Source organism: Streptococcus sp. DTU_2020_1001019_1_SI_AUS_MUR_006, assembly GCF_032340315.1.
Lineage (GTDB): Bacteria > Bacillota > Bacilli > Lactobacillales > Streptococcaceae > Streptococcus.
The window spans coordinates 784,986-797,839 of the sequence record NZ_CP135436.1; the positions used below are offsets into that span (position 1 = coordinate 784,986).

At 40.4% G+C, this 12,854-nt stretch carries 9 protein-coding genes; 5 read left to right on the forward strand and 4 right to left on the reverse strand.

Annotation, left to right across the window (positions count from 1 at the left end):
• Positions 1–93: 93 nt before the first annotated feature.
• A complete protein-coding gene (gene ccpA, locus RRU92_RS03985) occupies positions 94–1,101 on the forward strand; it encodes a catabolite control protein A (protein WP_248034848.1) in 1,008 nt (335 codons plus the stop codon).
• Between the two features lie 303 nt (positions 1,102–1,404).
• Here ccpA and RRU92_RS03990 read toward each other — a convergent pair whose 3' ends face one another.
• On the reverse strand, positions 1,405–2,367 hold the full coding sequence (locus RRU92_RS03990) for an asparaginase (RefSeq protein ID WP_315640532.1): 963 nt from the start codon (positions 2,365–2,367) through the stop codon (positions 1,405–1,407).
• A 65-nt stretch (positions 2,368–2,432) separates the two neighbouring features.
• On the opposite strand from RRU92_RS03990, the gene RRU92_RS03995 reads away from it, so the two are divergent.
• On the forward strand, positions 2,433–3,824 hold the full coding sequence (locus RRU92_RS03995; RefSeq protein WP_315640533.1) for a Cof-type HAD-IIB family hydrolase: 1,392 nt from the start codon (positions 2,433–2,435) through the stop codon (positions 3,822–3,824).
• Positions 3,825–4,043: 219 nt separating this feature from the next.
• On the opposite strand, the gene RRU92_RS04000 is transcribed toward RRU92_RS03995, so the two are convergent.
• Positions 4,044–4,496 carry a universal stress protein gene (locus RRU92_RS04000; RefSeq protein ID WP_049504821.1) on the reverse strand — a complete coding sequence of 151 codons (453 nt, stop codon included), beginning with the start codon at positions 4,494–4,496 and terminating at the stop codon, positions 4,044–4,046.
• A gap of 144 nt (positions 4,497–4,640) precedes the next feature.
• Here RRU92_RS04000 and RRU92_RS04005 point away from each other — a divergent pair, with 144 nt between their 5' ends.
• Both RRU92_RS04005 and RRU92_RS04010 read left to right on the forward strand, forming a co-directional pair.
• Complete coding sequence (locus RRU92_RS04005) at positions 4,641–5,480, forward strand: metallophosphoesterase family protein (protein ID WP_315640565.1); 840 nt, start codon at positions 4,641–4,643, stop codon at positions 5,478–5,480.
• Between the two features lie 71 nt (positions 5,481–5,551).
• Positions 5,552–5,989: an Rrf2 family transcriptional regulator gene (locus RRU92_RS04010; RefSeq protein ID WP_045762642.1), complete on the forward strand. Its 438-nt coding sequence runs from the start codon at positions 5,552–5,554 to the stop codon at positions 5,987–5,989.
• A 378-nt stretch (positions 5,990–6,367) separates the two neighbouring features.
• On the opposite strand, the gene RRU92_RS04015 is transcribed toward RRU92_RS04010, so the two are convergent.
• Entirely contained in the window at positions 6,368–10,255 is a 3,888-nt protein-coding gene (locus RRU92_RS04015; protein ID WP_315640590.1) for a pullulanase, read from the reverse strand.
• 790 nt (positions 10,256–11,045) lie between these two features.
• Here RRU92_RS04015 and RRU92_RS04020 point away from each other — a divergent pair.
• Complete coding sequence (locus RRU92_RS04020; RefSeq protein ID WP_049549051.1) at positions 11,046–11,168, forward strand: hypothetical protein; 123 nt, start codon at positions 11,046–11,048, stop codon at positions 11,166–11,168.
• 106 nt (positions 11,169–11,274) lie between these two features.
• Here RRU92_RS04020 and RRU92_RS04025 read toward each other — a convergent pair whose 3' ends face one another.
• Positions 11,275–12,750: a M protein trans-acting positive regulator PRD domain-containing protein gene (locus RRU92_RS04025; RefSeq protein ID WP_315640593.1), complete on the reverse strand. Its 1,476-nt coding sequence runs from the start codon at positions 12,748–12,750 to the stop codon at positions 11,275–11,277.
• Positions 12,751–12,854: the final 104 nt, after the last annotated feature.

Genomic DNA, 12,854 nt, shown 5'->3' on the forward strand with positions numbered 1-12,854 from the left:
CTTCATCAAATGCTTGAAAATGCTTACAATTAGTGGTAAAATGGAAACAGTGGAATCATGAAAACAAAATTTTCAAAGTAGAAAGGAAACGGAATGAACACAGATGATACAGTAACAATTTATGACGTTGCCCGAGAAGCGGGAGTGTCAATGGCGACTGTCAGCCGTGTTGTCAATGGCAATAAGAACGTCAAAGAAAACACCCGTAAAAAAGTCCTAGAGGTTATTGAACGTCTAGATTATCGTCCTAATGCAGTAGCACGTGGTCTAGCAAGCAAGAAAACGACAACAGTTGGAGTCGTCATTCCAGATATCACAAATACTTATTTCTCTGCCCTTGCTAAAGGGATTGACGATATCGCGGAGATGTACAAATACAACATCGTCCTTGCCAATAGTGATGAGGATGATGAAAAGGAAGTATCTGTGGTCAATACTCTCTTTTCTAAACAGGTGGATGGCGTTATCTTCATGGGTTATCATTTAACTGAGAAGATTCGCTCAGAGTTTTCACGCTCACGCACACCTGTCGTTCTTGCAGGAACAGTAGACGTAGAACACCAACTTCCAAGTGTCAATATTGACTATAAACATGCTACAGTTGATGCAGTCCGTCATCTTTTGAAGCGAAACAAAAAAATTGCCTTCGTTAGTGGACCATTAGTGGATGATATTAATGGCAAGATTCGCTTAGCTGGCTACAAAGATGCCTTAAAAGAAGCGGGAATCAACTACAGTGAAGGTCTTGTTTTCGAATCAAAATACCGTTATGACGATGGCTATGCCTTGGCAGAACGTTTGATTTCTTCTAAAGCAACAGCAGCTATTGTAACAGGAGATGAACTGGCAGCAGGTGTGTTGAACGGACTTGCTGACAAGGGAGTTTCTGTACCAGAAGACTTTGAAATTATCACCAGTGATGATTCGCAAATCGCGCGTTACACTCGTCCAAACCTAACCACCATTGCGCAACCTTTGTATGACCTCGGTGCTATTAGTATGCGTATGTTGACGAAGATTATGCATAAGGAAGAGTTAGAAGAGCGTGAAGTTCTTTTGCCACATGGTTTGGTAGAACGTCATTCAACTCGTAAAGATTAACAAGAAGAGGTCGGGATAAAAATCCCGACCTCGCTTTTTAGTAGCAGAAACTTTTTGGTCAATAGTTCAAGCATTAAGTTGGTGGTTGGAAGCTCTCGGAGTGAACTAGAAAACAAGACTTGATCTAGTAATTTCTATCTCACCGACTTTTTTATACTCAATGAAAATCAAAGAGCAAACTAAGAAACTAGCCGCAGGTTGCTCAAAGCACTGCTTTGAGGTTGTAGATGAAACTGACGAAGTCAGTAACCATACCTACGGCAAGGCGACGTTGACGAGGTTTGAAGAGATTTTCGAAGAGTATTATCCTTCCATATAGGCTCGTAATTCATCCCCTCTAAGGCCAGCATTGATAGCAATGAGGAGTTTGAGACGGGCCTTTTGAGCATTGAGCTCTTTGACAAAGAAGACACCAGCATTTTGCAGGCAAACGCCACCTCCCTCGTAGGCATAGACAGGTTCGGCAATCCCGTTAAAACAACGAGAGACCAAGGCGATTGGGAGTCCTTCTTGGATAAGGGCGTTCAATTTTTGTGCTGTTTCCTTGGGAACATTTCCAGCACCAAAAGCCTGAATAATAAGTCCATCCAGTTGATCAACGGGAAGTAAATCGAGGAGTTCTTCTGTCATACCGGCATAGACAGGGATAATAGGGACCAAGCCTTGAATCTTATCTAGGTCAAAACGAACACGGGGTTCAGCTGTTTTGAAGTAGAGAATCTCCTGTTTCATGATGAGACCAAGGGGGCCGTGGGTAGGAGTCTGAAAGGTACTAACATTTGTCGTGTGCGTCTTGGTCACATACTTAGCAGCGTGGATTTCATCATTCATCACGACCAAGACACCCTTATCAGCAGCCTTATCGTCACTCGCTACACGTAGGGCACTGAGATAATTGTAGACACCATCGCTTCCGAGTTCGTTGGAACTACGCATGGCCCCTGTTAGCACGATTGGTTTGTGAGGAACCTCCATAGTGTCAAGGAAATAGGCAGTTTCCTCCAAGGTATCTGTCCCATGTGTAATCACGAAACCGTCATAATGATCAGCCTCCTCTTTAATTTTTTGATAGAGGGCCAGCATATGCTTTGGTTTAATATGGGGACTTGGCAGATTAAAAAAGTCGAGGGCGTGGACTTCAACTCCCTCAAGTGGATTGGATACATGATTCATAGGGTTGTCTTGACTAGTCACAACAGCGCCAGAGTCATCGGCTTGCATGGAAATAGTACCACCCGTATGTAAAACAAGGATTTTCTTAGGCATGATTTACTCACTCTTTCTGAAATGTGGTATAATCATTGTATCACAAAAGGGGAGATTGAGGTAGGATGGAAGTCAAAGCTGTTTTTTTTGATATCGATGGAACACTGGTTAACGATCGCAAGAGTGTTTTGAAATCCACTAAGGATGCGATTAAGATTGTGAAGGAACAGGGGGTGCTTGTTGGAGTAGCGACAGGGCGAGGACCTTTTTTTGTTAAGGATTTAATGGAAGATTTAGATCTGGATTTTGCCATAACCTATAACGGCCAATATATCTTTAATAAAGACAGAGTCTTGTTTACAAGTCCTCTTTCCAAGTCTCATTTACGGCAGTTGATCACCTATGCCAAAAAAGAGGGCAAGGAGATTGCTCTTGGGACCAAGGATGCCATGCTGGGTTCGAAAATCATGTCTTTTGGCCTAGGTTCTTTTTCTCAAAGGGTGAGTCGTTTTGTCCCCTCTATGTTGACTCGTACAGTTAGTCATTCCTTTAATCGAATGGTGAGTAAGGTCGTTCCTCAGAAGGAAGAAGACTTGCTTCAGTTGATGAATCAGCCCATTTATCAAGTTTTGATGCTAATGACGCCAGAAGAATCTGAGAAAGCAGTAGCTGATTTTAAAGACTTGAAATTAACTCGTAGTAATCCTTTTGCAGCCGATGTCATCAACCAAGGAAATTCCAAGTTAGAAGGCATTCGCCGAGTCGGAAAAGAGTATGGTTTTGATCTCAATCAAGTCATGGCCTTTGGTGACTCGGACAATGACTTAGAGATGTTGGCGGGTGTTGGGATGTCAGTCGCTATGGGCAATGGTAGTAGTAGTGTCAAGGAAGTGGCGAAGCACATTACCACTAGCAATCAGCAAGACGGAATTCATAAGGCCTTGGAACATTTTGGTGTTCTGGCTTCAGAAAAAGTCTTTGTCAGCCGTGACTATCATTTCAATAAGGTCAAGACCTTCCATCACATGATGGACGAACGGACACAAGAAGAACCTCGAGCTTGGGATTTAGAAGGGGCAACTCATCGTGCGGACTTTAAGATTGAAGAATTGGTGGAATTTGTTAGAGCTGCTAGCTCTTCTGAGGAAGACTTCGAACAGGCAATCGGACAGTTACACCAAGCTCTTGATCAAGCAGCAGAGAAAGTAGTCAAGAAGACACCTGCTAAGCAAGATTTGGTAGGACAAGTAGATGCCTTGATAGACACCCTATACTTCACCTATGGTAGCTTTGTTTTGATGGGGGTGGATCCAGAGCGGATTTTTGACATTGTCCATCAAGCAAATATGGGTAAAATGTTCCCTGATGGAAAAGCTCATTTTGACCCAGTGACCCACAAAATCCTAAAACCAGATGACTGGGAAGAAAAATACGCTCCAGAACCAGCCATTAAAAAGGAAATTGAGCGTCAGATAAAGGCCTATGAACGCCACAAGGAAAGAGCTGATAAGAAGTAGGCGGTAGGAAAGGAAGACTTGAATGATGTTTTTATTTCCTAGCTCCAACTACGACATCAACAATTTATAATTGGTTGAATCTAGAATAGTACACTACGAATTCTAAAAAAACTTCTAGAAATTAAGTTGGCTTTCCCAATCTCTTTGTTTACATCTTAATTCAATCTACTATATAAAAAATGAGGTTAGGAGAAAAATCCCAACCTCATTTCTTTTTTATTACAAAGTTTTGTCCTTATCTCTAACGACGAGAAGGTCAACGCTGGTATGGCGTAGGATATATTCTGATGAAGAACCAACTAGCAGGCGCTCGAAAGCATTGAGCCCTGTTGCTCCAACCAAAATCAAATCAACCTTTTCTTTGTCTGGAATTGTTTTAGCTAAGAGAGTTTTAGGGTTACCCATCTCAATAACAACTTTTATGTCTGTGAGACCAGCATCTCTTGCACGCTTTTCATATTCTGCCATCAAATCGTTGGCCTCTACTTGCAATTCTTCGTAAACTTCAGCATCAAATGTTGAGATGCTTTGAAGAGCACGTGTGTCAATGACATGAGCAATAGTTAGTTTTGCTTGGTTACGCAGTGCTGAATGAACCCCTTTGATGAAAGCCAAGTCAGCTTCCTTAGAACCGTCAACTGCTACCATGATATTTTCATAACGTTGTGTCATAGCAAAAACCTCCTCATTCTTATTACCTTCATTGTATTCCTTTTCACTAAAAAAGTAAAGTAAAAAACGATAGGAATATAGATGCTTTTTGACTTTGACTTGGAGTTTGTTATAATAAAACTAGAAAAGCTAAGAGGAAGAGATATGACAAAAATCGCAGTATTATCGGATATACATGGCAATACGACAGCTTTAGAGGCTGTCGTGGCAGATGCGCAGAAGTCGGAGGTTGATGAGTATTGGCTCTTGGGAGATATCCTCATGCCTGGAACGGGACGAAAAAATATTCTCCAGACTTTGGAGACTTTACCCATCACTCTTAGAGTTTTAGGGAATTGGGAGGAGAGTTTATGGCGTGCCTGCCATCGTCGGTTAGATGAAACCAGACCCAGCCATCGTTATCTCTTACGCCAGTGTCAGTATATTATGGAAGAACTCAGCATTGAGGAGATTGAGGCACTGCAGAACTATCCCTTGCAAGTGCACCGCCAGTTTGGAGATTTGAAGCTAGGGATTAGCCACCACTTGCCTGATAAAAATTGGGGACGAGAGCTGATTCATCTTGGGAAGCAAGAGGACTTTGACCGTCTTGTCACCAATCCAGACTGCGATGTTGCCATATACGGGCATATCCATCAACAGTTTCTTCGGTATGGTAGTGGTGGACAGCTTATCCTGAATCCAGGTTCCATTGGTCAACCCTTCTTTTTATCTAAGAATTTACGCAAGGACTTACGTGCTCAGTACATGATTTTAGAGTTTGATGAAAAAGGCTTGAGAGATATCGATTTTCGTCGGGTCGATTATGATATTGAGGCAGAATTACAGCTAGCTAAAGACTTGAATTTACCATACTACCAAGTTTATTATGAAAGCTTGGTTAATGGGGTTCACCATACTCATAATCAGGAATTACTTCATGAAATTGCCCAAAGTCAAGGGCATGATGCAGAGTTGGATGACTGGCTTAGTGGTAACTCTTGACATTACAACTACAAGAGATATAATAAATATAAGTAAAAAACGAACTAGTCTAATAGAAAAAGGAGAACCTTATGCAAATTTCAAGTCGATTTACCATCGCGACCCATATGTTGATTATCATAGCCTTAAAAGGGAAAGAAAGTAAGGTGACTAGTGATTTTCTTGCTAGTAGCGTTGGAGTCAATCCTGTCATTATCCGTAAGACCTTATCTCAACTGAAAAAAGCTGAGTTGATTTCAGTTGCGCGTGGAACTGGTGGAGCGGCAATTATCAAAAATCTAGAGGATATCAGCCTTTTAGATGTTTACCAAGCAGTTGAGTGTCTAGGAAAGACAGGTCAACTCTTTAGTTTTCATGACAATCCCAATCCAGCCTGTCCAGTTGGTGCAAATATCCATGGGGTTTTAGATGAAAAATTACAAAAGATTCAGCTAGCCATGGAGCAGGAACTGAGTCAAACCAGCCTTGCCCAAGTAGTAGCGGATGCAGAAGCAAGGATAGAGAAATAAGAGCTTCTAGAAAGAGGCAGAACGTAGACCTACTCTATCAGTAATAAAAAAATTGCCCTTATAGAGGTTGGATACTATATAGTAAATACTCTTAGAAATGCTGACATAATGCTATTTTTAAGAGTTTTTTATTTTCTCTAGTAAAAGAAAGAGATTGAAGCAACTTGATCAAAATGAATCTTTTCTTTAATCTGAAGAGTTGAGGTATAAACATAATTTTAGTAGAATATTGAGTATAAATCTTTCTACAATAAAACGCATATTATCAAGTTTTTTAAACATCTGATAATATGCGTTTTTCTGATTTTAAAGACTTTTATCCCAGCTTTTTTTTACATGTCTTTATACTAAGGTGATAGATTTATAGAGTCCTTGCTTTTATTGTTCCTTTCTTGACTTGAGGAAGCTACCAAGGCCAAGGAGAGCTAGGAGACTGATTCCTGCAAACAGGAGTTTGTGATCGTTTTTGGTTCCTGTATTTGGAAGTTCAGCTTGTTTAGCTAGGGGAGCAGGTATAGTTTCCTTGTTAGAGTTGTCTACCGATTCGTTTTGAACCGCTTCTTTTACAGATGATGCTTGTGCTTCTTGTGATGGTTTTTCAGCTTGTGAATCAGTTGTAGCTTGGCTAGGTTTATGATCCGCATCCGCTACTTTTGCATCTGGTTTTGTAGAATCAGGTTTAGTTTGTGGAGCTGGATTTTGATGTTCCGGTTTGACGACTCGGTTTGGAGTATTGTCTTGGTCGTTATTTTGACCTTGCTCTTGTTTTAAGCTAGAAAGATCAAATTCTGGTTTTTCTTCCACAGCTGGGGCAACGATGGCACCGCCTTGAGCGATTCGAAGAACAGTAGCTGTAAGGGCATTTAATTTCAAGCCTTTTTCAGTCCATTCAAGTCCTCTCGGGTTGGCAATTCCGACTGGTCCTGCTTGGTTTTCATCTGCTAAAACTTCAGCATTTCTGAGGTGGACAAAGGCAGTTCCCAAGTTAAATTCACGAGCCTTATCATCCGCATTGACAAAGACTGCGTAGATATCTCCATTTGGAGCAGTGATTTGGTAGCCAATCACTACATCTTCTTTTTCCACACCATTTTGGCCTGGGACAGTGATGAGTTGGATACGGTCTTTGATATCTTGCAGACTCTTGAGTCGGAAGGCGTCTGTAGATTGACGAAGGGCAATCAAACCTTTCATGTAGTCACGGCTCTTGACATTTTCAGGGAAAGCTTTACCATCAGTTGCCTTGGTCCAATCAAACTTGTTGACAGCATCGCTAGAATCGTAAGAGTCATGGATGAAGTAAGGATAATCAAACGGGTTACCGTCCTTATCACGCAATAAGTGAGACTTGTTTGGGACCTTATCGTCTGGAACAGGAGTCTTGTAGGCTGGGTCTAGGAATTGTTTGGTACGTCCGTATTCCTGACCAGAGTGGATAAACGGAGTTCCTTGAGCAGTCAAGACCATGAGGTTTCCAAGTCGCAAACGACGATGGATTTCCGCATAGTTTTCAGCCTTGCTTGGGTCTTTTTTGATTGATTGGGCAATGATGTCAAAAAGGGTCAAGTTATCATGGGCTGCGATGTATTGAATCACATCTCCAGGGCTATCTGCTTCAAAGTTAGTTGGTTGAGCAATCAGATTTTTAAAGATGGTATTGAGATCACGTTTGCCACCTGTGATAAAGGCAGGTTGACCTTCGTTTGGATAACCAGACTTGAGGTTGTTACGGATGTCATCTGAAAAGACAGCAACAGTATCAGTATGCTTCATCCAATCTTGGTCAGCAGCTTTAGTAGGCATATTTTCATCACCAGAATAGGTTCTCCAACCTTCACCAAGCATGATGAGATTTGGATTGAGGGCGCGTGCAGCCTTGTAAGCTTCTTCGACAGAAGCTGCATCATGATCTCCCATCATATCGAAACGGAAACCATCTACTTTATAGGTTTCAACTAGATACTTGATAGAGTCTACCATGACGCGTTTAGACATGTAGTGGGTTGTTCCTAGACGACCACCACCAAAGCTAGTACGAGGTGTCCCGTCTGCATCCATGAAGTGGTAGTAGTTTGGCTCAAGGTCTTCAAAGATATCGACATTGGCAGTATGGTTGTAAACTACGTCTAAGATAGCACCCATGCCACGTTTATGGATTTCGTTGACAAGGTTCTTAAATTCTGCGATACGTTTTTCTGGGTCCTTAGGATCACTTGAGTACATACCAGTCAAGGAGAAGTAGTTTTGAGGGTCATAACCCCAGTTGTAGTTGCTGTTGCTTGAAGCATAGGCGGACAAGCGTTCATGGTTTTTCAATTCATTGACATAGTAGTAAGACAAGACGGGGAGGAGCTGGATGTGGGTTACACCCAAGTCTTTGAGGTAGTCTAGTTTTTCGATAAAGGCTTCAAAAGTACCAAATGGTTTAGTCAAATCTTTTGCGATAGCAGGATCTGAGGTAAAATCACGAACGTGAGCCTCGTAGATAACAGCATCTTCACGAGATTTGAAGTTATGAATCTTACCATAAGTCAGGTCTTGAGGTCCAAGTTTTGCTGGATCCACAAAAGCAGCTTTAGCAACCTTATGGGCAGCGTCTGTTTTGGATAGATCGCTGTTCCAAGCTGCCAGAGATTTAGCGTAAGGATCAAGTACGAGGACAGTCTTGCCTTGGCGCTCGATCTGGTAGTGGTAGTAGTAGCCAGTATAGTTGCTAATACCAAGTCCTGAATTCTCATCCAGGGTCTGTTTCCAAGTTCCTTTTTCTCCTTTTTTAAGAGCGACGGTTCCAACCACTTTTTCAGGATCTTTCTTATCGTAGATGACAACAGAAACTTTATCAGCACTTGGAGACCAGAGTGTCAGATCAACACGTTTGCCATCTTCTTTAAGATTAGCACCAAGAGGGCCATCGTAACTGTAAGTCTCATCTTTGAGACGCCAGCTTGAACGAGTTGTAAAACGGTCTGAATCATAGGCGACTGTATATGGGTTTTGAGTGTCAGAGAAATCACCGATGTAGGTTACTTTCTTACCTGCTTCATCAACTGTAACATCTGTGATTGTCACTTTATTGCCTAGGTGGTCTGTGATCGTTGAGCGTTTGAGAATGTCTTCTTTTTTTGCACCAACCAAGGTAGAAAAACTACTTTCAATACGGGACTTAGCCACATGTTGGGCACCAGTCATACGGATATCGTGTACATAGTAAGGGTTGGTGTAGATCGTTTCGTCATCATCCTTAAGGAAGATTTGACTGTGGTTTTTCAGGTCAGTAAATTTATAATCTTCTTTTCTGATTTTCACATCATCGCCTTTCTTACTCTCATCTAATAGTAAAAATCCAAATTCTCTCGCTGCTTCATTGAGCGGAATGTCGATGTAGCGTCCATGTTTTCCACTTGCAGTAAAGTCTGTGCCGTCAGGCCATTCACCATTGCTTGGAGTCTTCACATCTCCCCAGTACCAGAGAGATTTCTTGTCATAGTTGCCATCGGTGCGAAAATAGTTGACGCGGATTGTTCCCGCAGGCTGAGGTTGGTAGTTGTGGACCTTGTAGTCCTCATCAAGCCAAGCTTCATTCATCTTTGGAGAGAGGCGTTCTACCGAACGGTCTCCGGTAAGGTTGTCACCTTTGGTGTTGTTAATGAGGAAGCTGATTTTCTTAGCTTGTTCATTTTTTAGTTTGACATCAAGGTAGTAGCCGTAGTCGTCTTTCTTGGCATCCTTGAAGGACTGGGCGCCATTTGGCCAGTTCTCAGATGGTTTTTCAACATCATCCCAAGTCCAAAGACCTTGCGAATCTTGGTTTTCTTGAGGAAGTTTTTTGACGTGGATACGGAAGTAGTTGTCTTGGATTGGATTTTCAGCTACAGTGTCTGCTGGCGCAGCTTTCTCAGTAGCTAGACTTGATACTTCTGTTTTCTCGTCTTTATTGGTTGGAAGGCTTGCAGTTGCTTCAGTTGTAGCTGTTTCAGAAATTGCTACTGGCTCAGATGTTTTAGAATCTAGGGAAGCGTTTGCATCTTTGTGGTCCAAAATAGACGTTTTTTCCTCAGCTTGGCTGGTTTCTGTAGTAGCTGGGTTCGCACTAATAGCGCTTACATTTTCTTGTGTGCCAAGACTAGTTTCAGCTGCAGCTACAGAAGGTGTTGTTAAAGCAAGGAGGATAAAGCTTGCTCCAATAAGGACAGAGCCAGTTCCGTTTTTCAGAGAACGGATACTGTAAACCATTTTTTTATCTGGTTGAGATGACGTGTTTTTCATAGACACTCTCCTATCATTTATTTCTATCCTAGTATAGCATGGAGTAAAATTTTATGCAATCGTTTTCTTTTGTTTTGTAGGTGAGAAATCAGACTAGGTGAAAAATCATCCTCCATTAAAATCAAAGCCCCTTTTTGTTGATAGTCTACTGAAGAAATATCCTAGCTTAAGTATAAACATTGAAATTGACCAGCTAATCAGTAGATCTTGCTATATTCTAGCAAAGTAAGGAAAAGTCTTTTGTTAGACAAAAATATATATGCTTGCGTAGCTAAATAAAATCTGAACAAATTTACTAGAGAAGTTAAGTCAATTTCTAGCAATTTTTTAGAATTCACAATGCAGAGTAGATTGAATCTAGAACAGTACACTATGACTGCTAAAAATATTTCTAGAAATAAGTTTGACTTTCCTAATCGAATTGTTCATATCTTATTTGAATCTACTATAGTGTTTTCTATTTAATCTGCTACACAACAAAATTATAGTATATTGAATCTAGAACAGTACATTAAGGCTGCTAAAAATATTTTTAGAAATAAGTTTGACTTTCCTAATCGAATTGTTCATATCTTATTTGAATCTACTATAGTGTTTTCTATTTAATCTGCTACACAACAAAATTATAGTATATTGAGTCTAGAATAGTACACTACGACTGCTAAAAATATTTCTAGAAATAAGTTTGACTTTCCTAATCGAATTGTTCATCCCTTATTTCAATCCACTATGTTGTAAATGAGCAGAAATTTATCAATAAGTGCGAATCCATTGTTGAAAGTAATACTCAATGAAAATCAAAGAGCAAACTAGGAAACTAGCCGCAGGTTGCTCAAAACACTGTTTTGAGGTTGTGGATAAAACTGACAAAGTCAGCTCAAAGCACTGCTTTGAGGTTGCAGATGGACGTTGACGCGGTTTGAATTTAGTATAAAAACGCATAATATCAAGTTTTTAAGATGCCTGACATTATGCGTTTATATCTATTTTAGCCTGCTTACTTGGTCATAAAACAGAGGCTATTTTGAAAGTTTACCAATGGAAAGAGTATTGAGTTCATTGACGACTTGTAGATTAGCCATACGGCCTACGTTCATGACTTTCGGATGAACCAATCCTTCAATATCAAAGTTTGTAATGATGGCATCGTAACCCGCTTCCATGATTTCATTGACATTGAGTGTCGCTTTATCCCATGTTTCAAAGTGAATGTTTTTAGAGGTGTAAAATTGATAGAGTGAAATCAAAGCCTGAGGATGGGCAAAGTCAAACTCACTCAAAACAAGAACACGAACCTTGGTTTGGTGCTTTAGGAGTTGTTCCATTAGATCAGTTGCGTGGGTTAAAAGAGTATAGACTAAATGGAGTACAGCGTGAAGTTGCTCCTTTTGTCCCAAGCTAGACTTATAGCGCATCATTTCAAAACTAGCTGCTTCGTAAAAATCTGGGAAGAACTTTTTAATCTTATTCAGTGCATAAGATTTGTTATGAGAAATGATAGATTCTGAGTTGATTTCTTGACGCTCTAGAAATGCAGTGTTATGCAAGTGCCAAATCAATTGATCGGTATTTGAAAAGTGGACATCAAACTGTCGGGTAAGATTGTCGAGGACATCTCGAGCTGAGTGATAGGAGTGATCGACTTTCTCATTGTCTTTCCGCGCCTCTAGGAAATCCTCGACCGTGAAGAAAATCCCCTCTTGAGTATAGGAGCTGAAAATTTGGTCAATGGTTGTAAAATCGAGTGTGATTCCAAGACGATCACCAAGAGATTGCAATTCCTGCTGGAAGTTTGAAAGTTGACTAAAAATAGGGCGAAGAGAGTCAAACTCGATTTCCCCTTTAGGTCTCGGTAAAATCTTTGCTCGATGGAGATTGACTGCAATTTGTGTCTTCAGCTGAAACATATTTTGGTAGGTGATAGGATAGCCTGTGACCTTGACAAAAAAAGTCACAAATTCATCCACATCTTCAGAAGAGAAAGGAAATGGCCATTTGAAGAAACCATAGGCTTCATGGAAATATTGGGCAAAAAAGAAGCGAATGTCTCTTTCGTCTCCAATAATTGAAATAGGGGTCACCTTGAGCTTGAATTTATATTTTGACTGCAGAATATTATTGATTTCAGCAACCTTCTTACGAAGTGAGGGAAGAGAAATATCAAGCGTTTCAACTAGGTGCTCGAAAGTAAATGGTTCTTCTAATAGGAAGAAAGCTTTGAGTACCTGAAAATTAACAGACTCTTGCAAAATGTGTCTATAAATTCGCTCAATACCAAAGTTCTGTTCGTTCGTTAGTCGGATACCAGCAGTTGATGATAAAATATCAAAGCAAGAAAGTTGCTCGCGCATTTCTTTGATATCGCTTTTGATGATGCGTCCATTCAGATCTAGAATATCAGCCAAGGTGTCAATATGAATCCATTCTTGGTTCTCAAATAAGTATTCTAGAATTTTTAATTGTCTCTGTTCTTTGTGAGATAATAGTTCTCTCATGGGAAATACTCCTTGAAAATATAAAGTATTATAAACAAAAAAAGATAAAAAAATTATCAGGGCTTTTCTCTATTATAGCATGTTTTCGAAAAAAACTTTTAAAA

Excerpts from the sequence above, each read along its gene's own strand:
- ccpA (WP_248034848.1), top strand. The coding sequence starts at position 94 with ATGAACACAGATGATACAGTAACAATTTATGACGTTGCCCGAGAAGCG.
- RRU92_RS03990 (WP_315640532.1), bottom strand. The coding sequence starts at position 2,367 with ATGCCTAAGAAAATCCTTGTTTTACATACGGGTGGTACTATTTCCATG.
- RRU92_RS03995 (WP_315640533.1), top strand. The coding sequence starts at position 2,433 with ATGGAAGTCAAAGCTGTTTTTTTTGATATCGATGGAACACTGGTTAAC.
- RRU92_RS04000 (WP_049504821.1), bottom strand. The coding sequence starts at position 4,496 with ATGACACAACGTTATGAAAATATCATGGTAGCAGTTGACGGTTCTAAG.
- RRU92_RS04005 (WP_315640565.1), top strand. The coding sequence starts at position 4,641 with ATGACAAAAATCGCAGTATTATCGGATATACATGGCAATACGACAGCT.
- RRU92_RS04010 (WP_045762642.1), top strand. The coding sequence starts at position 5,552 with ATGCAAATTTCAAGTCGATTTACCATCGCGACCCATATGTTGATTATC.
- RRU92_RS04015 (WP_315640590.1), bottom strand. The coding sequence starts at position 10,255 with ATGAAAAACACGTCATCTCAACCAGATAAAAAAATGGTTTACAGTATC.
- RRU92_RS04020 (WP_049549051.1), top strand. The coding sequence starts at position 11,046 with ATGAAAATCAAAGAGCAAACTAGGAAACTAGCCGCAGGTTGCTCAAAA.
- RRU92_RS04025 (WP_315640593.1), bottom strand. The coding sequence starts at position 12,750 with ATGAGAGAACTATTATCTCACAAAGAACAGAGACAATTAAAAATTCTA.